Raw genomic sequence first — 19,955 nt, forward strand, 5'->3', positions numbered from 1 at the left:
CTTTTATCGGTAATTCAGCTGAAAATTTCAGTGTTTTTTGATTTTTGAACCTTTCCGTTTCCATTAATGTGTTAGGTCGAGGTCTCGCTTACGACAAAAAATGCTGGATTCGATATAATCAGAATCATACAGAAACCAAAGGAGTGAACGCTGTGCAGTCTGTCTCAAACGAAATCACACAGTTCCGCGGAACGCATTATGAGTTTGGTCGCGAACAGGGGCGTTACGTGAAACGGAATGAACTGCTTTATAATCGCGAAGACAACTGGAAGATCCGGGTCCCGCGTTTTCAAGTCGATCCGGCAGAAACAAAAGAGATGTTTCTTCGATACGCCCCGCATATCTGGGACGAGTTACTCGGCTTGCAGGATGAACTGGAATTATCACTCGCCGATACATTGCTCCACTTTGGTCATTACCGGGTCGAAGGACCAAAAAGTGGCTGTTCGATCATGACCGGTGATAATTTCCTCGTCCGCAACTACGATTATCATCCGATGACATACGACGGCCGCTTTTCCGTCTTCCAACCGACCGACGGCGGTTCTGCCATCATCGGACCGGCTTCCCGCGTCACGGGACGAATGGACGGGATGAACGAACATGGTCTTGCGATGGGCTATAATTTCATCAACCGCCGCCGCCCGGGCGATGGTTTCGTCAGTTTCATGATCGGCCGGATCATCCTCGAGATGTGTACGTCTGTCGATGATGCCATCTCGCTTGTCAAAGAGATGCCGCACCGGGGATCGTTCAGTTACGTCGTCCATGACCGCTCGAACCGGTCATTCGTCATCGAGGCGACGGCACGGGATATCGAAGTCCGGGAAACGAATCTCTGTACGAATCACTTTGATTTGTTGCAACACGAAAACCGCTTCCACCTCGACGACTCGAAACGGCGGATGATGGAGCTGAAGACGCACCAACACATGATTCAAGATGCCGAATCAGCGTTCCGTCTGCTGAACGATTCCGATAAAGGTGTCTTTTCCGATCTCTACAGCCACTGGGCGGGGACAATTCACACGTCAGCCTATTTCCCGTCGGACATGAAAGTCTGGTTTGCGTTAGGAGGCGACCAGCAACCGGTCGAGTTTGACTTTAAGGACTGGCTGGCTGGAAATGACTTTACGCTCTCGCACATCAACGGTGAAATCGAAACGGATATTCAGTTCGCCAACACCCTTCAGACTTGGCGCTGAAGATGCTAAAACCCCTCTGTTGTCCAATTGGAACAGCAGAGGGGTTTGTTCGTCAGTTGACCGTCATCTCCATATGTAAATCTGTCGTGACGAATCCCGTTGTTTCATACAAATGAATCGCTCGGGTGTTATGGGCGAAGACATGCAACTTGATTTTTTTGATGTTCATCCGACGTGCGACCTGCTCGAGCATCTGAATCGCTTGCCGCCCGTATCCTTTTCCTTGATGAGCGTCTTCGATTTTAAAATCAAAGATGAACGCCGTCCGCCCCTGTATTTCCTCACTGACCTGAAACCAAATCATCCCGACCGGTGTCTGTTCCGTCTCGTCGATGATTGAAAACAGATAATGCTGTTTCGTTTGAATCCCGTCCGGCAACAACTCGGCATAGTCTGCCGTCGACCGGTCGACAGCCTCGACCTCCGCCCAGGTTCCTGCCTTGACCTTCTCTGCTGCGTATTCGTTGATCGCTTCCGGTAAATACGCGTCATAGGCTGATTCCGACATTTTTTCAAATTTGATCATCATCCATCCTCCTTTGTTTCAGTTCGAACGGGTGTCTGTCTGCAGATCGGTCCCGATAAATGTGCTTGACCAATCCCGTGCGAGCATCGCATAGACAGCCAAATCATGATAGGTACCGTACAGCTGTTCCGCATCGCGTAAGATGCCTTCTTGCTGATAGCCGAGTCGTTCGGGAATCTTTCGGCTCCGCGAGTTGCCGACCGCACATTCGATGACAACACGATTCAGCTGCAACGTCGTAAAGCAATAGTCCGTGACAAAGGAAATCACCTTTGTCATCAATCCTTTGCCGCGCCCGTTGCCGGTCAGGTAATACCCGATGGAGGTTTGGCGTAACGTCTGATTGATTTCGTGTAAGGCGACCGTCCCGACGAGTTCACCTTCAAAATAAATCCCGCAGGTCAATCCGTTGCCCTTCGCATAAGCCGTCAACCAGGCTGGAATGATCTCGTCCCGGTATTCATCCGGTCCGGTCGTCCCGTCAACCCAGCCGAGCCACTCCCGCAGATGTTCCCGATTGGCGTCGACCAGAGCATACAATGCCTCTGCATCTTGACGCTCAATCAACTTCAAACTCAGTTGATCCGTGATGTGGTGCATGAACATTTGTCTTCACTCCTTATGTAACGTCTAAAGCTATACTTTAGACGTTGACCGTCAAAACACCTGCTTGAGAATCTGTTGTTGGCTGGATTGGGACAAATTTTTATGAATGACTTCTTTTGGCTTCGTCGTTAACGCCTGTTCAAGGAAGTTCGCTTGCGACCGTTCCCCGATGACGACAATCTGTTCCCAACCGAGGGAACGATTCAATTTTTCAACCTCTCCCGACAGTTCCCGGTAAAATCGTTCCGCCTGCTTTTCGACCCGATCCCGGAAATCATCCGTTTGACTGCTGCTGGAGGCCCCACTGCGGCTGCTCCGTCCCTGATAACGCCGCCACTGTCCTGTATCAAGATCCAGTTCATAATCGTGTGTCGCGTCGACTTCGCCGAGCCGAACGTCGAGCACAGTCGCGGAATCCAGATTTGTCAGCACAATGCCGGTCCGCGGGAATTGTTGATCGAGCACTTCAAGTTGATTAAGATTCGGTTTTGCGTGATAACTGATTTCATCCGTCACATCGAGTTGCAAAAAATACACTTCATGAAGCGAGTCGTCGCTTGAGACAAAGGCGACGATGCTGCGGAGTAAACTCGTCCGCTCGTTATTGATCGCTTGTTCGAGTTTCGTAAAAGCCGATTCGACATCTTTTTTATTCTCCTGCTCCGTCAAGAGGCGTTTTTTCTCATTCCGTAAAATCGTTTCCCATTGATTCCGCTTATCCGGTGCCGTACTGAGATACACCGACAAGACGTGCGTCGAACCGTCAAAATCCTTTAGCCGTTTGATATCTTCTCCAAGTCCCATGATAATGCCTCCCTTTAGTAAATGAATGACGCTAATATACCGGTGATGAAAACGGATGTGATCGTGACCGTCGAGAAGCCGGCAACGACCATCTTTGGTAAAATTTCATCTTCGATGATCTGGACCTCGTCTTCCGTCTCCCCGATATTTTTAGCCGCTTCTTGACTGAGAATCAATGTACCTGGAAAACCATATAGTGACGTCAAACCGATTGCGATCGCCATCGGGTACGAATAACCGAGGAATTTCCCGGCAAGCATCGCGAACAACACGATCCCGAGTACACCCAAGATGAAGGCGATCAACAGTGGCACAAACAGTTCGACGAGATCCGCAAATGATGTGGTTGCGAGTGGTCCGAAGATGATCAATAGAATCGCGAGCATCATCAAACCGTACGCATCAATTCCGTTCAAGACATTCGGCTTCAAGACACCGGTCGCCCGTAAGGCAATCCCGAGTAATAAGGCGATGACAAACGTATTGAGCCAACCGTTCGTCAAGCCGCTCAGGAACGACGAGACGATGACGACGACACCGACGACAAACAACGTTCCGGCCGTCGTTTGGAACGGCTCCGGCAAAATCGTTTGTTTTTCCGCTGATTCCGCCGGATCAAGGACGGCTTTTTTCGTGATGCTGCCATCCCGGACGCCGTCCCGTATCCGTAACGCTTCCTTGCGCAGGATGACCGACGTCAGCGGAAAACCAATCAAGCCTTGCAACGCCGCAATCAAGACCGGAAAGACGGCGACCGAGATCAATCCGGCATTCAACGCTTGTTCCTGAACGATGATGACGGAAATCGTTCCGCCGCTGACCGCGGCAATCGCGCTGAGGACATAGTTCGTATCGAGGAACAGCCGACCGATCGTAAAGAGCAACACACTGATCCCGATCACCGCTGATACCCCGATCAGAAACGTTTTCCACTGCCGTTTAAATTCATCGAGACTGATGAGCGTTCCGAGATGGACGATGATCATCCCGACGACGGTTTGTCCGAGTGGCAGCAAAGAGGACGTCGGTAAGAGATCTTCCGGGAACAGGTTGGTCTTGAATCCGATTAAGAAGATGATGGAGGCAACAAATAAGGAAGATAATAAGGCCTTTGTTTTTTTCGAGATATAATCGCTGACCGTCCAGATGAGCATGATGATCGTAAAGGCAATAATCGGTTGCATACGTATTCCTCCCTTTTAAACGACCGGTTGGTAGTTAAACCCGAGACCATGAACGTCGGCGACATTGTAAACGATGATGAAGGAACCGCGGTCAATTTGGTGGATGGCCCGGATGACAGCGGCATATTCGGAACGTTTCATGACGACCATCAGCATTTTTTTCTGTTCTCCCGAGTAGCCGCCTTCAACAGTAAAGACGGTCATCCCTCGGTCAAGCGACGTCAGCAGGTAATTGCGGATCTCGTCCGCATGCAACTCACTCGTAACGAAAATCGCTTTTTTCCGTTCAAGCCCGATTTCGATATATCCCATCACAAAGGTCGTGATGACAATCGAGGCGACCGCAAACAAAAATTCTTCCAGACCAAAGACGAAGATGTTAAAGACGACAATCGTCGCATCGGTCAAAAAATAGCCGACGGACGTATTCAACTTAAAGTATTTGTGGAAAATCAACGGTGGAATCGTCGTCCCGCCGCTTGATGCTCCGAACCAATACAGCGTAGCGACTCCGATCGCAAACAACACACTGCCAAAGGCGACCGAGAAGAAGCGGTCGGAGACAACCATCGTTTCCGGAATGATTCCTAGTGCAAGAGGCAACATCAGACTGCCGAGAACGGACTTTAAGAAGACTTCTTTGCCTAAAAACACGAAGGCAAACAATAACATCAACAGATTGAGAACCAAGACGACAATCGAACGGTCAATGCCCAACACTTCTTCCAGCAGAATCCCGATCCCGGTGACTCCGCCCGCTGCGACATCATGTGGTCCTAAAAAGAGATTGATACCGGAAGCGAGGACAAAAATGGCCAGGATAATCAAAACGGTTTCACGAAACAGTTTCATCACCCGCCCCCCTTACGCTGACGGATCTGGGAAGGACGGCATCTGCCGGACCAGTTCCAAGGCAAAAACGACGGCTTGTTCGAACTCGGTGATTGGAATATATTCTTCGACCGTATGAATCTCTTCATAACCGATCGACACATTGACGACGACTTTGCCTTGTTCATTAAAAACATTGGCATCCGTCCCACCACCACTCCGTTCAAACCGGGCAGGACGTCCGATGGTTTCCAGACAGTGTTTGGCATGTGCGAGCAACGGATGGTTGTCTTCGAAATGATAGCCGGTGATGAGTGGTGTCGCCTTGAAGTCGAGTTTAGCGCCGAATCGTGTCACCTCCTCATTTAAAATCGTTTCGATTGCTTCGACCTGATCGAGACACTTTTGATGATCAAACGAGCGGACTTCCGCGACGAGCTCGAGGTGTTCCATGACGACATTCATCGCTGTCCCACCCTTCACCTGACCGATGTTCGCCGTCGTTTCGTGATCGATCCGCCCCAGTTTCATCCGGCTGATTGCTTGGGCCGCGACTTCAATCGCCGAAATCCCTTTTTCCGGCTCAAGTCCGGCATGTGCAGCGCGACCGGTCAGTCGGATATCCAAGCGGTACATCGACGGACTCGTCGTGATGATGCCGCCGACCGGACCGCCGTTATCAAGGACGTAACCAAATTTCGCCTGCAGCATCGACATATCGACCGCCTTTGCACCGAGTAACCCGACTTCTTCTCCGGCTGTCAGGATGAATTCAATCGGACCGTGCCGGATCTGCTGTTCTTTTAACCGTTTGACCAACTCCAGCATGATGGCGATGCCGGCCTTGTCGTCCGCACCAAGGATCGTCGTTTGATCGGACTGAATCCGTCCGTCCCGTTCAAGCGGACGAATGCCTTGACCGGGAGACACCGTATCCATATGCGACGAGAAAAAGACCGGTTCGATCGACGTGTCTCCGTCGAGCCGGGCAACGAAGTTATTGGCGCCCAGTCCTGTCTTTTCTTTCGTTTCATCTTCTTCGATGGACAGACCAAGCGCCTGAAAACGCCCGATCAAGTCCTGTTGAAACGGACCTTCCGCATAGGATACGGAGTCGATTTGAACCAGTTCCATGAATTCTTGGATCAGTCGTGTCGTTGACATCGGAGTTCCTCCTATTCATTCCGCCCATTTACGATTAGCCGTAAATGCGACGGTGAGCCACTTGGTTTGCGGCAACCACTCAAGTGCCGCGTCGATTTGTTCACGTATCAAATCTTGTTCCAGAATCGAATCGTAGCGGTAGTTTTTGGCGACAATCAGATCAATTTCGATGAAAATCAGACTGCCTGTCTTGGAAATCCGGAGGTACATATCATCAACTTCGTATTCCTCGACGATTGTAGCGACACTCTGTTTGATGTCGATCATCAACCGTTCACTCGTCGACATCCCCAGCATTTCCCGCATCGCTTGAACCATCTCCTTGACCGGATAACGGATCAAAAACAAGACGATCAGCATCAGCATGACCGGATCGACGTAACGGGCGACGTTTTCAAAAGACAACCAAGTCGCCATGCCGGCAATTCCGTAACCGACGACTGCACCGACGCCCATGATGACGGTCAGACGCCACTGTTCAACTTCCGCTGTTGCTAAAATCGAGCGTGCGGACCGGTTGAGTTGCTTCAGATGGCGGTACACGATAAGCGCAATCAAGGCACTGATTGTCAGATAGCCGATGACAAACCCCAGTTCAACCGGATCACCACCCGACCGAATGGTGTCGATGGCAGCGACAAATGCATAAATAAGTAGGAGAAAGACGATGAGATATTGAAAGAAAACAAGAATGGGTTCCAATGATTCTTTGCCAAACGGGAAGTGGACATCATCCTTGACGGTGATGAACCGACCACCTCGAAGCGAAAAAACACTTAAGACGACACTCAGCAGGGCGTAAAGTCCGTCAAACAGAACAAAGGAGGAAGAAAGAAGGAATCCGGCGGCAATGCCAAATACCGATAAGAAAAGAGAACTAAAGATGGAATGTTGCAACAACCGGTCTTCGATGACCGGATCTTTCACTTGCGCCAACCGCTTCACCTCCCTTAACGGAAGTGGCTTTCAGGTCTGCTGAACGATGACGGCATGACACATCTCTGAACAATGAATCGAAGTTAATTTATGATTACCCCTTTTTTGAAGCAAATAACAATTAAATGTGAAAAAGCACATATCTTTCAGAATTTTCACGCTATTTCCAGTGGTTTCGGGGAAAGGATACAACATGCCACTTATTTTCGAGGGAGGAGATTGCCTTGTCCGGATTGATTTCCAATCGTTCCTTTCGTATCGGTCTGTTCATCCTGCTCGTACTTGGCATCATCTATATGGCACGACAGGTCGACTTTCTCTTTTATCCGTTACTCGTCCTGTTTACGACGATTTTCACCCCGTTCATCATCGCCGGAATTTTATTTTACCTCTCCGTTGGTTTCGTCGATTCACTCGAACGTCGTCTCCGGTCGCGCAAACTGGCGATTTTTATCGTCTTGCTTTTGTTAGTGGCCCTTGTCATTTTGTTTCTCTTGACCTTATTCCCGCTGATCACGAAACAGCTTTTTGCCTTCATCAGTGCCGTCCCCGGTTTTGCTGAACGTCTGTACACACAATCCCTGTCGCTTTATGCCAAATACGGGACGTCGATTCCGTCACTCGAGAGCCAGTTTTCATCGGTCGAAAGTTCGATGAAAAGCGCGACCGCACTCCTAGGAAACGTCTTTTCCTCGATTGCCGGTTCCGTGCTTTGGCTGATTCAGTTGATTGCCTCGACCATTTTCACGTTGTTCATCGCCCTTTTTTTATACGTCTTCATGTTGGTCGACGGAAAAAAATTACCGAATGCGCTGGTCCAGTTCATCCCGATCAGTTACCGCAAGGAAGCCCTGCTGATTTTAAAAGACATGAACGGGACAATCCGCTCTTACGTCCGGGCGCAACTGATCGTCTGTACATTCGTCGGAAGTCTCGCGACACTCGTCCTGTGGTGGCTCGATGTCCCGTATTTCTTACCGCTTGGTCTGTTCATCTTCGCGACGAATATCATCCCGTATCTCGGACCGTTCCTCGGCGCTGCACCGGCTGTCCTGATCGGCTTCTTGGATGAACCGATCAAAGGTTTATATGTCATCATCGGCATCACGATCGTCCAGCAACTGGATGCCAATGTCATCTCCCCGCTCGTTCAGGGAAAATCGTTGAAGGTGCATCCGATTACGATTACGGTCGTCCTGCTCGTCGCCGGGCAACTGGCGGGAATTCTCGGTATGTTGCTGGCCGTCCCGTTTTATGCCGTCGCGAAGGTGACGGTGCTCAACATCATTAAACTCGCGCAACTCCGGAAAATGGCGTTACGGACGGACAAACCAGTTCCGGATCGTGTCCCGGAAGATCCAACCTAACAAGCAAGACAGGATCAGTAGTCCGGGTAACAAGATGACACCGCCATGAGTTGCCCACCATGTCGAAAAGCGGTTCAACAGACCGTAAGCGCCGAGCCGATTAACAAGAATCGTCCAGAGCAACGCATAGACGCCGGTTCCGGCTAACGTCACGAGCACATAGGGGCGAAACGGATAGGCGAGCAGTCCTGCCATATAATGAATCGGACGCCGGACACCCGGCAGGAAAAACGACATGGCAATGGCGACCGTTCCTTTCTCCTGCAAAATCACTTCGGCTTTCGCGAGATGTTTATTGGTCAATAACTTTCGAAAGAAGGGAAGTTCTCGAAAAATACGGGGAATGCCGTAAAACAGATTAAAACACACGAAACAGGCGGACCAGACGGATAAAAAAATCAGGATGAGTGCTTGATCCTGACGTAACCAGCTGCTGATTTGGCGGATGATCAACAAATCATCCGAAATCGGGATGAACAAGATACTCGAGATGAACCGGATCCATTCCGAAAACATGCTGTCTTCCCTCCCATCGAAGTCATTCTTTCTGAAAACGAGGTGTTCGTATTGATGGACTATACCCTAATCTTGCCGGTTTTGCTCTATGTTGTCCTGTTTGCCAACGTCGTTGCGGCAATCGCCATCCTGTTTTTCGAACGGCGTGACGTCAGTGCCACCTGGGCCTGGCTGATGATTCTCTTTTTCTTACCTGTCATCGGCTTTTTGATTTACTTATTGTTTGGCCGGTCGTTGAAACAAGAGACATTTTATCATGTCCCTGAAGCACGCCGATTGGCGCGCGAAGAAGAGCTTTCGGCGCAAGCGAACGACGATGTCCCCCGCGAAGCACCGCTTTACCCGTACCGGAAGTTGATTCAAGCAAACCGCTCGTCAGGAGCCCTGTTGACGGAAGCGACCGATGTCCGGACGCTGTTCGACGGTCATCAAAAATTTGATACGTTGCTCGCTGACATACAGAGCGCCCAAGTTGAAATCAACATTCAATACTTCATTTTAAAGCGTGATCCGCTCGGCGACCGTCTACTGAACGCTTTGTTCGAACAGGCAAAACGCGGCGTCAAAGTCCGGATTCTGTATGACGCCGTCGGCTCGTGGAAACTCAAAGCGAAGGACTTCGCGGCGTTCAAACAAGACGGCGGGGAAGTCCGCTCCTTCTTCTCTTCGCCGCTCGGTATCTTAAACCTGCGGATCAACAACCGGAATCACCGGAAACTCTGTACGATCGACCGGCAAATCGGGTACATCGGCGGCTTTAACGTCGGATCGGAATACCTCGGAGAAGACGAACATTTCGGCTACTGGCGGGATACACACCTCCGGGTCCTCGGTCCCGTCGTCGAAGAACTCGAGTTTCATTTCGAACAGGACTGGGACGCCGCAAGCAACGAGCGGACGGACTGGTCGACCGCCCCGATTCCACCGCTTGAAGTTGCGACGGATCGGATACCGGTTCAAATCGTGACATCCGGTCCGACGTCGGAAACGGAATATTTGAAAAACATGCTGATTCAGATGATTCATACGGCCGAAAAATCGATCTACATCCAGTCGCCCTACTTTATTCCCGATGCCAGCTTCATGGATGCCTGCCGGATTGCCTTGGCTTCCGGTGTCTCCCTCAAAATCATGATTCCGAACCAGCCGGATCATCCCTTCGTCTACTGGGCGACATATGCGGCAGTCGGCGAATTGATTCAACACGGGGCCGAAGTCTACACGTATGAGATCGGCTTCATGCATGCGAAGACAATTGTCGTCGACGGAAAAATCGCATCAGTCGGCACAACGAACATCGACGCGCGAAGCTTCCGGTTGAACTTCGAGATGAATGCGATTTTGTACGATACGACGATTGCGGAAGAACTCGAGCTGCTCTTTTTGTCCGACGTTGCCGACAGTGCCTTGCTGACCCGGGAAAAATATGCCGCCCGTCCGCGGATGATCCGCTTTAAGGAAAGTATCTCACGGCTGTTGTCGCCGATTTTATAAAACTGGCTCGGTTATGAATTGAAGAACTTCACTCGAAAGGAGAACTTGTAAAAATAGTCAAAATTATGAAATAATACTTTTGGAACTCATTTTAATTATTGGCTATTCAGCAATGAAAAGGAGGATGGATATGGGGATTTTGCTGATTGTGACAGTAGCGTTTTTGCCGATTTTTTATAATATGCACAAACGCTTGCGGATTTTAGAGGACAAACTTCGTGAATATGAGCGGTAACGGGTCAAATGAATTTCACTCATTAATTAACTCATTTGTCGCTAAACATACTTATTTTGATTGATTTTGAGTATGTTTAGCGCATTTGACTATGTTTAATGAGTTCATTTTCCTGCTAAACATACTCATTTGTTGTAAAAATGAGTATGTTTAATGGCATAGAGTGGCGTACCGAATAAATCAATGGTAGGAGATTAAAATGATGAAAAACATTGAAGCTGTCTTTTTAGATCGAGATGGAACCATTGGTGGTGGCTCTACAATTCACTATCCGGGAGAATTTGAACTGTTTCCTTATACTTCTTTGGAAATCAATCGATTAAAAAAAGACCAGATTCCATTATTTTCATTTACAAATCAACCTGGTATCTCCAAAGGGTTAGCAACCATAAAAGACTTCCAACAGGAATTGACGGGATTTGGTTTTGATGATGTTTACATATGTCCACACACTCCTTATGAAGGTTGCACGTGCCGTAAGCCTGATATCGGCATGTTATCGAAGGCGCAAAAAACTCATAACTTAAATCTAGAAAATTGTGTCGTCATCGGTGATCGTTGGACCGATATGCTGGCAGCTTCAAAAGCAGGATGCCTTAAAACATTAGTGAAAACAGGCGCAGGTGAAACTTCGCTTAATGATCATCATGACGAATTAAATAACATCTATATTGACTACACTGCAAGTGACTTAAAGGATGCCATCAGTTGGTTGTACAGCAAGTATTATTTAACTGACAGAGCATGAAACAAGATAGAGTATCGTTTGTCGGTTTTAAATTTTACATAAAGGTGGAGATTAGATAATGCCGAAACATTCACTCTCAGCAGGTGCCGTCGTCCTTGATGAACACGGAAAAATCCTGCTTATCAAAGGACCACAACGAGGTTGGGAATTTCCGGGTGGAATCATCGAACTGGGAGAAACGATCGAGGGCGGCATCATTCGCGAAGTGAGAGAAGAATCAGGCATTGATATTGAGGTGGTCCGATTTTGTGGCATCTATCAAAATGTAAAAGAACATGTTTGTGCGACATGTTGGCTAGCAAAAGCGGTTGGCGGGACACCACAAACTAGCAGCGAAAGTCTGGAAGTTGGATTTTTTAGCTTAGAAGAAGTTCTAGACATGGTGACCTGGTCAAATTTCAGTGAACGGATTCTCAAAATATTAAACGAAGAGGAGCAACCCTTTTATGTTGCTTTCTGAGAACCGCAATTACCACAAGGACAGCAGTCCTTCGAATAACGGATTCCGAAATAAGCGTCCATCGTTTCGGAAAACCTCCGTTCGATTGATGCTTATTATTTGGGAAACCGCCTTCTTTGATTCGTGTCATTAGCGGATGATGGCTTCCCTGACCGCCCAGGCTTGATGGGCATGAAACAGATCGTCGACTTCATGAATGCTACACCAGACCAAACGGTGGTTCTCTTCGACTGCTGTTTGTATCCGTTCATGTAACGTCATTTTAAAAAAGAACGCGTCGTTGAGTATCGTTTCCCCGTCCGGTGTCACCACGTACTGCTCGGCACGGCCGATTGACGCATCGATTTGAATCGTAAACCCGGTCTCTTCGAGCAACTCCCTGTGAAGTGCTTGCTCCGGTGTTTCTCCCCGCTCGATTCCCCCACCCGGCAACAGAAGATTATTCCATTTGGTCTCGACGGTTAAGAATGTCTGCTGTCGTTGATCGTATGCGACGCCATAAACACTCTGTTTGTACTGGTAGTGCCGCCCTTTCAATTTCACACCAAAAGTCGGTCTCTTCTTTTCATCAGATATCATCGGTCGTCTCTCCTAATAGTTCCCCGTTAATTTCCCGCCGTCGTCCCACCGTCCGAGCATTTTTCCTTGTGCCGTGTATTTCAAAAAGTTGGCCAAGCGTTTTTCATATTCCGGACTACCGGGTTTGTATTCCTGAATGTAACTGATTCGGACCCGAACATACAGATCGGGCAACGTCTTAAAAAACTGATAGGTTGCTGCGTCTTTTTTTAGTTCCTCGAGAATCGCTTCATTGATTTCGAACGGTGTCTCTAAATTCGGCAACACCTTTATTCCCTGTTCGTGCATCTTTCCGAGTGCCGTCAAACGACGGACGCGTTCCTTGTTCAGTTCCGTCCAGTGACTGTTTTTACGGCGTGGCGTAAAGCGTTGGGCTTTTGTTGAGTCATCCATCTTTTTGCTGATTCCGTCAATCCAGCCAAAACAGAGCGCTTCCTCAACCGTCTCGATGTAATCCAACTGGTAGTCACCCGCATCCCTTTTATGGAAGACGAGCCAAATCTCGTTCTCTGTTAAATGGTTACTTTCCAACCAATTGCGCCATTCTTCGATTCGTTCGACATGTAATCGTGTTGTGATGTCCATGAATTCCTCCGTTTTAATCAAATCGTTTCCAGTGACCTTCTGAAATCACTTCCACTACGCCATCAACAACCTGAATCGCCGTTTGATCATCAATCGCATAGGATGGCCCCGTGAGATCAGCCGCCCATTTGACGGCTTCGTCCAATGTATTTTCCGGTAACAGTTCGTGATCCAGATGCGGGAAAATCGAAAAATCAACCAATCCAAGGGTTTCATCCGACGTTGTATGAGGGGGTGTCCACTCCACGAACGCCTGACCAATCCGAGGCGTAAGAACCATACTGCCGGCACTTAACCCGACGTAGACTGCTTTTAGTGAAGGCAATCGCTCTGCAAGTCCAGACTTTTTCATCCAGTAGTTTAAAAATAGGGGATCTCCGCCATTCACCAACAGCACATCGGCCTGTTCGACAAGCGGTACCCAGAGTGATTCATCCAGACTCGGTAGTGCCGTCAATTCGAGAACACCCACCGACTGAAATCCTAATTCACACATCGGTGTTGAACCGGTTCCTGTGATGAATGAGTACGCATGGTACGGTCCCTCCTTCATTCCGTAAACGGCTGTCGGAATACACAAGGCATGTGCCTCCGCAATCGGCTTTCCGAGTAAATCGACGAGCGCACGACGTTGACTGTCATTTTGAATGCCGCCGGAAGTCAGCAATACTTTCATAAGAACCCTTCTTTCTGCATGGAATATCAAACCATCCTGCGATTGTATCTATTTCTTCATTTTTATTGGTTTTCCTGCCGGTCAACAAGCTGCTTTCAGCCGTGCGGGTCATATGTACAGAAACAGGAACAGCTGTTTACCGCATCACGCTGTTCCTGTTTCGTATACAGTAAAACAACCTGATTTTTTAAAACCATTTGCCATTTGCGTCTTTGCTTGCTACACTCAATTCGACTACTTATTAAAATATTTTAAAAAGTAAAAAGGAGACTACCTATGGCTGGAACCAATACCGATTTAGTAATACAACTCCGGCAAGCGATCCTGTTTCAAAGGATCCGGACGATTCCTGAACTGAGTCGTGTGTTGTCGGCCAGTTTCCCGACAGTCAAAAAGCATTTGGATCTCTTGATTGCACATGGTGAAATCGATGAACAGGTATCGGAGCTCTCGAATGGCGGACGTCCGGCGAAACAATACCAGTACCGGGCGGAATACGCCCAGGGACTTGCGCTCTACCTTGAACTCGATGCGATCGGTTTTCAGATCTTCGATGCCGTCGGGACAAACCTATCGTTTGGCACGGAGCCGGTCGAAAAAAATCAACCGCACGTTCCGGCTTTAATCCGCTTGATTCACCGATTGCTTGAACAGAATCCACACATCAGCTTTTTGAGTGTCGGCGTCGCGGCATCCGTCGAAAACGGACAGGTCTTTTTTGCACCGGATTATCCGTCCCTGCAACAGGTCGATTTGAAAGGTGTGCTCGCATCACAATTTGATGTACCGGTCGTCGTCGAAAATGACATGAATGCGGCTGTGATTGGATTTCACGAAGGACATCAGCGCAGTCAACAGTCGTTGATTTATTTGTACCTAGGAAAAAATGGTCCCGGTTCCGGGATTTTGATCAACGGACAGCTCGTCCGTGGCAGCAGTCATTTTGCCGGTGAAATTTCCGTTGTTCCGCAATACGACAAGAAAACGTTCGGACAGGCGATCGCCAGGCGGCAAACCGCTCTAGACCCCCAGACGATTGATGCCATCAGCCGCTTGACGACGACGTTCGCCGCGACGCTGAATCCGCATCTGTTGATCTTTAACGGGTCGGAAGTGACGGAACACGATCTGGAACAGATCCGAAGCAAAACAGCCGAATACATTCCGGAAGCGCATATCCCGCTTTTGATCCGCAGTCACTGGGAAACTGATTACCTGAACGGCTTGACCCGACTCGGCTTGCAGCTTCTGACCGAACAACCTTTATCAGCGAACAGGAGGACATCTTCATGAGTGGTATCTTGTTACTCAGCATCATCTATCTTGCCTTCATCAGTTTAGGGTTACCGGACTCTTTGCTCGGTGTCGCCTGGCCCGTCATGCGGACGGAATTCGGTGCCGATCTCGAAGTCGCCGGTTGGTTGTTCATGACGATTGCCGGCGGAACGATCATCTCGAGCCTGTTCAGCGGCAAGATTCTCAACCGGTTCGAGACGAGTCATGTCACAGCGTTTTGTGCCGCGATCACGGCGAGTAGCCTGCTCGGTTTTTATTTCGCTCCGTCGTTGATCTGGCTGTTCCTGCTCTCGATTCCGCTTGGACTCGGAGCCGGCGTCGTCGATGCTGCCCTCAATCATTTTGTCGCAACCCGCTACAAAGCCCATCATATGAACTGGTTGCATTGTTTTTGGGGCGTTGGCGCAACGACCGGCCCGTTGATCATGGCGGCGATGATGAGCGAATCCGGCAACTGGCGCAGCGGATATTTGACCGTCGCCCTGACCCAGTTCGGACTTGCCCTCGTGCTCCTTCTCAGTCTACCGCTCTGGAAACAGGCACCGGTCGCCGTCTCGGACGTACCGGACGATTTGTCGTTAACTGATACTGCGTCCAAACGATTGGTTGGTCTGCCGTTTGCACTCGCTTCATTTGTCCTTTATTGCGGCGCGGAAGCCTTGATCGGTTTATGGGGCAGCAGTTATCTCGTCCAAGTGAAGTCGTTTTCGGTTCAGACGGCTGCGACCTGGATTTCCGTCTATTACGGCAGCATTACGGTCGGCCGGTTTTTGAGTGGTTTCTTATCACTCCGTTTAACGAACCGTCAGTTGATCCGGGCCGGACAAGGAACCGCCTTAGTCGGCAGTCTGTTGTTTTTCCTGCCGCTGGATGGTTTGATGTTGACCGGTTTCATCTTGATTGGACTTGGACTTGCTCCGATTTACCCGGCGATGTTACATGAGACACCGGTCCGGTTCGGACGAGATGCGGCGAAACGCTTGATGGGGATTCAGATGGCGTTTGCTTACAGCGGCAGTACGTTTTTACCGCCCTTGTTCGGTGTCCTTGCCTCGCTCTTGACGTTGCAGCTGTTCCCGGTCACAGGATTCCTGATGATTTTGTTCCTGTTGCTCTGTTCCGAACGTCTCAATCGTGTGCTTGCCAAACGGGCGTTGTCCCGCGCTTCCTAATTCTTCAGAAAAGGAGTTTACTCTCATGAAAATTGAACATATCGCCATCTGGGTAAAGGATCTCGAACAAATGAGAACCTTTTACGAAACCTATTTTGAGGCTCAAGCCAATGACTTGTACCATAATCCGATAAAAGGGTTTTCGTCTTATTTCCTGCACTTTAACTCAGGAGCCCGCCTTGAATTGATGCACCGGACGGATATCGACCATGAGGCGCCGCGCGACCGATTTGGTTATGCGCATATTGCCTTTTCACTCGGCAGTCGGTTCGCCGTCGATCAGTTGACGAACCGACTCGAACAAGACGGCTACACCCGCCTCGACGGTCCCCGTCTGACGGGAGACAGCTATTATGAAAGTGTCTTTCTCGATCCGGAAGGGCTGACGATTGAGCTGACCGTCTGATTTTCGATGCGTTTGCAAACGAAAAGCAGTTCCATACTCAAAAAACAGTGAGGCGGAAAATCCGCCTCACTGTTTTTTGAGTTCTTTTCAACTACTGTGTTTACACAATCAGACATGCCGTGCACATTAAGCCCGCTCTTTCCGCAACAGATACAGGAAGTACGGCACACCGATGATTGCCGTGATTAATCCGGCCGGAATCTCAAGCGGCGGATGGATGCCGCGTCCGAGCGCATCCGCGACGACGAGCAGTCCACCACCAACGAGCACAGCCATCGGAATCAACAGATGATGCCGGTGTCCGATCAAGCGTCGTGCCATATGCGGGGCGACAAGACCAAGAAAGCCGATCGATCCGACCATCGCGACCGCGACACCCGCTAAGGCGACGGCAAAGGCGAGGAACACATACCGTGTTCCCTTCATCCGTAATCCGAGTCCAATCGCCGCGTCTTCACTGAGCGATAAGATGTCGAGTTGCCGGTGACCGGACCAGATGACGAGTCCAAGCAACAGGAAGACCGGTGCCAGGACGTATACTTCCGTCCACCCTTTGCCGAACAAGCTGCCGGCGAGCCAGACGAGCGAATCATTGGTCTGGAGCGGAAACTTGATCAACAGGTATTCCGTTCCCGATGCACAGATCGCGCTGACGGCGATGCCGAGCAAGGCAAAGGAACTGTTTTGCAGTTTCCCGTGATCCGCAAGCAGCATCAACGCGACCATCACAAGCGTTGCTCCCGTTAAGGCGGCAAGTGGCGTCAAGACAAGCGGACCATCAGGGATCAAGGCAATCGTCAAGACGGCGAACAACGCGGCCCCATTCGTCACCCCGATGACATCGGGCGAGACGAGCGGATTGCGGATGATCGCCTGTAACAAGACACCGGACAAGGCAAAACATCCGCCGGCGAGTAACGCGAGGAGCGTCCGCGGCAACCGGTAGTTCCAGACGATGAAGGAACCGGCACCGTCTCCTTGAAGAGCCGCGACGATTTCACCCGGCTTCAAAAACACGGAACCGATACCAAGCAACAGGAAACTGAGCACGGTGACAAGAAGTGACATGAGGACTAGACCGAGCCATGGTTTTTGACGGAGTCTGTTCATTTAGGCAATCCCCCTTGTCTGCCGTTTCGCTAGATACAAAAAGAACGGCGCTCCGAGTAATGCGGTCACGATCCCGACCGGTGATTCATACGGATAGGCGATGAACCGGGCGAGGACATCAGCGTATGTCAGCAACAGACCGCCGCACAACGCCGAAATGGGTAAGACATAACGGTAATCCTCACCGACCAACCGCCGGACGATATGCGGGACCATCAGACCGATGAAGCCGATTGCTCCGGCGACCGCGACCGTCACCCCGGCCAGCAGCACAACAGCGACGGCTGCCAGCATCCGGATCCGGGTGATGTTCTGCCCCAGTCCGACGGCGACATCTTGACCGAGTTGGAAAATCGCCAACGACTTGGCCAAGCTGAAGGCTAAGAGCAAGCCGATGATCGACCAGGGTAGAATCAATCGGACTTCGATCCATCCACTGTCACTGATTGAACCGGATAACCAGTACAGGACATTGGTGATCCGGTCGTTGAATAGAATCAACCCTTTCGTCAAGGATGTCAGCAACAAGTGGATCGCCATTCCGACGAGGGCCAGCTTCAGACTCGTCATGCCGCGGACAGACGCAAACGAGAAAACCAGTAATCCGCCAATCATTGCACCGAAAAAGGCGAAATAGACCAGATTCGCTGTCCCGAGTGCTGGGAACAGCAACAAAGCGAGGACGACAAACAGCGACGCCCCGGCGTTGACGCCGAACACTTGCGGCGAAGCCAGCGGATTACGTGTGACCGCCTGCATCAAGGCACCGGCGACGGCTAAGTTTGCCCCGAGTAATAAACCGAGTAACAACCGCGGCAAGCGGAGTGTCGTCAAGACCAATGTTTCTTTCGACAAGTTGCCGGATGACCATTCCCGAATGGCTTCGAGCGGTTGAATCGTCGTGACACCGAGAAACAGACTGAAGTAAGATCCGAGTCCGATCAGGATCAGAAGTATGACGAGCAAGCGGATCAATCGTGTGTGTCGGATCATCCACTGATCCTCCTTTCATCAACAAAAGCCAGATTGCTCTGGCTTTGGCTGTCGTTTACTTGTTTTTTTGATTCAGCAGTTGAATCGCTTCATCGACGATTTGTTCCGCGGCGTCGAGTCCACGGTAACGGGTCCATAAGTCCCGATTGACTTCGTAGACTTCCCCTGTTTTAACGGCTGTGATCTGATTCCACAGCGGATTCTTTTTCCACTCATCGAGCAGCTTCGGATCGGCTTCTGCCATGAAGATGACATCCGGATCCCATTTGACGATCTGTTCCAGTGTGATCGTCACGGTTGGTTCCGCTGTTTTCGTGATGGCATTGTCGATCCCCATTTTTTCGAGCAATTCGCCGTCAAACGATGTTTCACCGTGTGCCGTCAACGAATCCGACCGGAAGACACCAACCATGATCTGGCGTTGATCGTTCGGATCGACTTTTTGTTTGGCTGTTGCGAGACGCTCCTCGTGTAACTGGAGACGTTGGTCCATCTTGTCCGTCTGACCGACCGCTTCCGCGATGCTCTTAAACGACGCGATGTTTTCCTGATAGGTCGCGTTCCGGCTCTTTAAAATGATCGTCGGTGCGATTTGCTGCAACTGTTTGTAGATTCCTTTATGCCGGTTGAAGTCACCGATGATCAAGTCCGGTTTCAGAGAACTGATGACTTCGAGATTCGGTTGCTGGCGTGTTCCGACTTCCGTAAAGGAAATCTTCTTGCCGAGCAGCCCTGACACATCGTCTTTGTTTTCTTGCGCAATGCCAACTGGTTCGATGCCCAGTTCGTCAAGCGCGTCGACGAATGAGAATTCCAGGGCGACGACGCGTTTCAGATTGTCCGGAACGTTTGTTGTCCCCGCTTCGTGCGTGACTTTATGCGTCTGTTTCGTCTCTTCTTTCGCTTGTCCGGCGCATGCCGCAAGCATCAGACAACTGACCATCAAGACGGCTAATGCCCATGATGTGCGTGTACGTGACATGGTAATGCCTCCCTTTGAGTTCGGAATGAGAATCATTCTTAATTAATCCTGTTTCAGCATAACAAAGATTTATTCGAAAC

The 19,955-nt window shown here is 49.9% G+C and carries 22 protein-coding genes; 8 read left to right on the forward strand and 14 right to left on the reverse strand.

Annotated features, from left to right (window positions below; all coding sequences use genetic code 11):
• Positions 1 to 152: 152 nt before the first annotated feature.
• Entirely contained in the window at positions 153 to 1,205 is a 1,053-nt protein-coding gene (locus tag P397_RS0109665) for a C45 family autoproteolytic acyltransferase/hydolase (RefSeq protein ID WP_028106371.1), read from the forward strand.
• A 52-nt stretch (positions 1,206 to 1,257) separates the two neighbouring features.
• Here the strand turns inward: P397_RS0109665 and P397_RS0109670 are convergent, their stop codons facing one another.
• The 7 genes from P397_RS0109670 to P397_RS0109700 are packed head-to-tail and all read right to left on the reverse strand — an operon-like array spanning position 1,258 to position 7,247.
• Positions 1,258 to 1,731, reverse strand: a complete 474-nt coding sequence (locus tag P397_RS0109670; RefSeq protein WP_028106372.1) for a GNAT family N-acetyltransferase — start codon at positions 1,729 to 1,731, stop codon at positions 1,258 to 1,260.
• An 18-nt stretch (positions 1,732 to 1,749) separates the two neighbouring features.
• Entirely contained in the window at positions 1,750 to 2,337 is a 588-nt protein-coding gene (locus P397_RS0109675; protein ID WP_028106373.1) for a GNAT family N-acetyltransferase, read from the reverse strand.
• 51 nt (positions 2,338 to 2,388) lie between these two features.
• The gene (locus P397_RS0109680; protein ID WP_026833087.1) at positions 2,389 to 3,141 is read right to left on the reverse strand and encodes a VLRF1 family aeRF1-type release factor; all 753 of its coding nucleotides are present in this window, start codon (positions 3,139 to 3,141) and stop codon (positions 2,389 to 2,391) included.
• 14 nt (positions 3,142 to 3,155) lie between these two features.
• Positions 3,156 to 4,325 carry a hypothetical protein gene (locus P397_RS0109685; protein ID WP_028106374.1) on the reverse strand — a complete coding sequence of 390 codons (1,170 nt, stop codon included), beginning with the start codon at positions 4,323 to 4,325 and terminating at the stop codon, positions 3,156 to 3,158.
• A 15-nt stretch (positions 4,326 to 4,340) separates the two neighbouring features.
• Complete coding sequence (locus tag P397_RS0109690; protein ID WP_028106375.1) at positions 4,341 to 5,177, reverse strand: YitT family protein; 837 nt, start codon at positions 5,175 to 5,177, stop codon at positions 4,341 to 4,343.
• A 12-nt stretch (positions 5,178 to 5,189) separates the two neighbouring features.
• Positions 5,190 to 6,320 carry a M20/M25/M40 family metallo-hydrolase gene (locus tag P397_RS0109695; RefSeq protein WP_028106376.1) on the reverse strand — a complete coding sequence of 377 codons (1,131 nt, stop codon included), beginning with the start codon at positions 6,318 to 6,320 and terminating at the stop codon, positions 5,190 to 5,192.
• Positions 6,321 to 6,335: 15 nt separating this feature from the next.
• Positions 6,336 to 7,247: a cation transporter gene (locus P397_RS0109700; protein WP_235184024.1), complete on the reverse strand. Its 912-nt coding sequence runs from the start codon at positions 7,245 to 7,247 to the stop codon at positions 6,336 to 6,338.
• A 233-nt stretch (positions 7,248 to 7,480) separates the two neighbouring features.
• On the opposite strand from P397_RS0109700, the gene P397_RS0109705 reads away from it, so the two are divergent.
• Positions 7,481 to 8,623, forward strand: coding sequence for an AI-2E family transporter (locus P397_RS0109705; RefSeq protein WP_028106378.1), 1,143 nt, complete (start codon positions 7,481 to 7,483; stop codon positions 8,621 to 8,623).
• Here P397_RS0109705 and P397_RS0109710 read toward each other — a convergent pair.
• The gene (locus P397_RS0109710; protein WP_028106379.1) at positions 8,573 to 9,139 is read right to left on the reverse strand and encodes a DedA family protein; all 567 of its coding nucleotides are present in this window, start codon (positions 9,137 to 9,139) and stop codon (positions 8,573 to 8,575) included. The genes P397_RS0109705 and P397_RS0109710 overlap by 51 nt on opposite strands.
• Positions 9,140 to 9,193: 54 nt before the next feature.
• Between P397_RS0109710 and cls the strand changes: the two genes are divergently transcribed.
• From cls to P397_RS0109730, 3 genes are all read left to right on the forward strand, one after another.
• Entirely contained in the window at positions 9,194 to 10,633 is a 1,440-nt protein-coding gene (cls, locus tag P397_RS0109715) for a cardiolipin synthase (protein ID WP_028106380.1), read from the forward strand.
• Positions 10,634 to 11,070: 437 nt separating this feature from the next.
• Positions 11,071 to 11,616, forward strand: coding sequence for an HAD-IIIA family hydrolase (locus tag P397_RS0109725; protein ID WP_028106381.1), 546 nt, complete (start codon positions 11,071 to 11,073; stop codon positions 11,614 to 11,616).
• A gap of 58 nt (positions 11,617 to 11,674) precedes the next feature.
• Positions 11,675 to 12,076, forward strand: coding sequence for an NUDIX hydrolase (locus P397_RS0109730; RefSeq protein WP_028106382.1), 402 nt, complete (start codon positions 11,675 to 11,677; stop codon positions 12,074 to 12,076).
• A 129-nt stretch (positions 12,077 to 12,205) separates the two neighbouring features.
• Here the strand turns inward: P397_RS0109730 and P397_RS0109735 are convergent, their stop codons facing one another.
• Genes P397_RS0109735 through P397_RS0109745 form a run of 3 tightly spaced genes read right to left on the reverse strand, consistent with a single transcriptional unit; the run spans position 12,206 to position 13,916 of the window.
• On the reverse strand, positions 12,206 to 12,655 hold the full coding sequence (locus tag P397_RS0109735; protein WP_028106383.1) for an NUDIX hydrolase: 450 nt from the start codon (positions 12,653 to 12,655) through the stop codon (positions 12,206 to 12,208).
• Positions 12,656 to 12,667: 12 nt separating this feature from the next.
• A complete protein-coding gene (locus P397_RS0109740; RefSeq protein ID WP_028106384.1) occupies positions 12,668 to 13,240 on the reverse strand; it encodes a YdeI/OmpD-associated family protein in 573 nt (190 codons plus the stop codon).
• Between the two features lie 13 nt (positions 13,241 to 13,253).
• Positions 13,254 to 13,916, reverse strand: coding sequence for a Type 1 glutamine amidotransferase-like domain-containing protein (locus tag P397_RS0109745; RefSeq protein WP_028106385.1), 663 nt, complete (start codon positions 13,914 to 13,916; stop codon positions 13,254 to 13,256).
• 276 nt (positions 13,917 to 14,192) lie between these two features.
• On the opposite strand from P397_RS0109745, the gene P397_RS0109750 reads away from it, so the two are divergent.
• From P397_RS0109750 to P397_RS0109760, 3 genes are read left to right on the forward strand one after another with little or no spacing between them, the layout of a single operon-like run.
• Positions 14,193 to 15,209: an ROK family transcriptional regulator gene (locus P397_RS0109750; RefSeq protein ID WP_028106386.1), complete on the forward strand. Its 1,017-nt coding sequence runs from the start codon at positions 14,193 to 14,195 to the stop codon at positions 15,207 to 15,209.
• Positions 15,206 to 16,384 (forward strand): MFS transporter, encoded by a 1,179-nt coding sequence (locus tag P397_RS0109755; RefSeq protein ID WP_028106387.1) that lies wholly within the window; start codon positions 15,206 to 15,208, stop codon positions 16,382 to 16,384. The genes P397_RS0109750 and P397_RS0109755 overlap by 4 nt, the downstream gene beginning before the upstream one ends.
• Positions 16,385 to 16,409: 25 nt before the next feature.
• Complete coding sequence (locus tag P397_RS0109760) at positions 16,410 to 16,790, forward strand: VOC family protein (RefSeq protein WP_028106388.1); 381 nt, start codon at positions 16,410 to 16,412, stop codon at positions 16,788 to 16,790.
• Between the two features lie 126 nt (positions 16,791 to 16,916).
• Here P397_RS0109760 and P397_RS0109765 read toward each other — a convergent pair whose 3' ends face one another.
• Genes P397_RS0109765 through P397_RS0109775 form a run of 3 tightly spaced genes read right to left on the reverse strand, consistent with a single transcriptional unit; the run spans position 16,917 to position 19,875 of the window.
• Positions 16,917 to 17,900 carry a FecCD family ABC transporter permease gene (locus P397_RS0109765; RefSeq protein WP_028106389.1) on the reverse strand — a complete coding sequence of 328 codons (984 nt, stop codon included), beginning with the start codon at positions 17,898 to 17,900 and terminating at the stop codon, positions 16,917 to 16,919.
• Entirely contained in the window at positions 17,901 to 18,893 is a 993-nt protein-coding gene (locus tag P397_RS0109770) for a FecCD family ABC transporter permease (protein ID WP_028106390.1), read from the reverse strand.
• A gap of 55 nt (positions 18,894 to 18,948) precedes the next feature.
• Complete coding sequence (locus tag P397_RS0109775; RefSeq protein WP_028106391.1) at positions 18,949 to 19,875, reverse strand: ABC transporter substrate-binding protein; 927 nt, start codon at positions 19,873 to 19,875, stop codon at positions 18,949 to 18,951.
• Positions 19,876 to 19,955: the final 80 nt, after the last annotated feature.

Origin of the sequence: Exiguobacterium undae DSM 14481, assembly GCF_000620805.1 — a bacterium.
In the GTDB taxonomy this organism is placed as follows: domain Bacteria; phylum Bacillota; class Bacilli; order Exiguobacteriales; family Exiguobacteriaceae; genus Exiguobacterium_A; species Exiguobacterium_A undae.

Bases quoted from the DNA above. Each gene is read 5' to 3' on its own strand.
- P397_RS0109670 (WP_028106372.1), bottom strand. From the start codon at position 1,731: ATGATCAAATTTGAAAAAATGTCGGAATCAGCCTATGACGCGTATTTA.
- P397_RS0109675 (WP_028106373.1), bottom strand. From the start codon at position 2,337: ATGTTCATGCACCACATCACGGATCAACTGAGTTTGAAGTTGATTGAG.
- P397_RS0109680 (WP_026833087.1), bottom strand. From the start codon at position 3,141: ATGGGACTTGGAGAAGATATCAAACGGCTAAAGGATTTTGACGGTTCG.
- P397_RS0109685 (WP_028106374.1), bottom strand. From the start codon at position 4,325: ATGCAACCGATTATTGCCTTTACGATCATCATGCTCATCTGGACGGTC.
- P397_RS0109690 (WP_028106375.1), bottom strand. From the start codon at position 5,177: ATGAAACTGTTTCGTGAAACCGTTTTGATTATCCTGGCCATTTTTGTC.
- P397_RS0109695 (WP_028106376.1), bottom strand. From the start codon at position 6,320: ATGTCAACGACACGACTGATCCAAGAATTCATGGAACTGGTTCAAATC.
- P397_RS0109710 (WP_028106379.1), bottom strand. From the start codon at position 9,139: ATGTTTTCGGAATGGATCCGGTTCATCTCGAGTATCTTGTTCATCCCG.
- cls (WP_028106380.1), top strand. From the start codon at position 9,194: ATGGACTATACCCTAATCTTGCCGGTTTTGCTCTATGTTGTCCTGTTT.
- P397_RS0109725 (WP_028106381.1), top strand. From the start codon at position 11,071: ATGAAAAACATTGAAGCTGTCTTTTTAGATCGAGATGGAACCATTGGT.
- P397_RS0109730 (WP_028106382.1), top strand. From the start codon at position 11,675: ATGCCGAAACATTCACTCTCAGCAGGTGCCGTCGTCCTTGATGAACAC.
- P397_RS0109735 (WP_028106383.1), bottom strand. From the start codon at position 12,655: ATGATATCTGATGAAAAGAAGAGACCGACTTTTGGTGTGAAATTGAAA.
- P397_RS0109740 (WP_028106384.1), bottom strand. From the start codon at position 13,240: ATGGACATCACAACACGATTACATGTCGAACGAATCGAAGAATGGCGC.
- P397_RS0109745 (WP_028106385.1), bottom strand. From the start codon at position 13,916: ATGAAAGTATTGCTGACTTCCGGCGGCATTCAAAATGACAGTCAACGT.
- P397_RS0109750 (WP_028106386.1), top strand. From the start codon at position 14,193: ATGGCTGGAACCAATACCGATTTAGTAATACAACTCCGGCAAGCGATC.
- P397_RS0109755 (WP_028106387.1), top strand. From the start codon at position 15,206: ATGAGTGGTATCTTGTTACTCAGCATCATCTATCTTGCCTTCATCAGT.
- P397_RS0109760 (WP_028106388.1), top strand. From the start codon at position 16,410: ATGAAAATTGAACATATCGCCATCTGGGTAAAGGATCTCGAACAAATG.
- P397_RS0109765 (WP_028106389.1), bottom strand. From the start codon at position 17,900: ATGAACAGACTCCGTCAAAAACCATGGCTCGGTCTAGTCCTCATGTCA.
- P397_RS0109770 (WP_028106390.1), bottom strand. From the start codon at position 18,893: ATGATCCGACACACACGATTGATCCGCTTGCTCGTCATACTTCTGATC.
- P397_RS0109775 (WP_028106391.1), bottom strand. From the start codon at position 19,875: ATGTCACGTACACGCACATCATGGGCATTAGCCGTCTTGATGGTCAGT.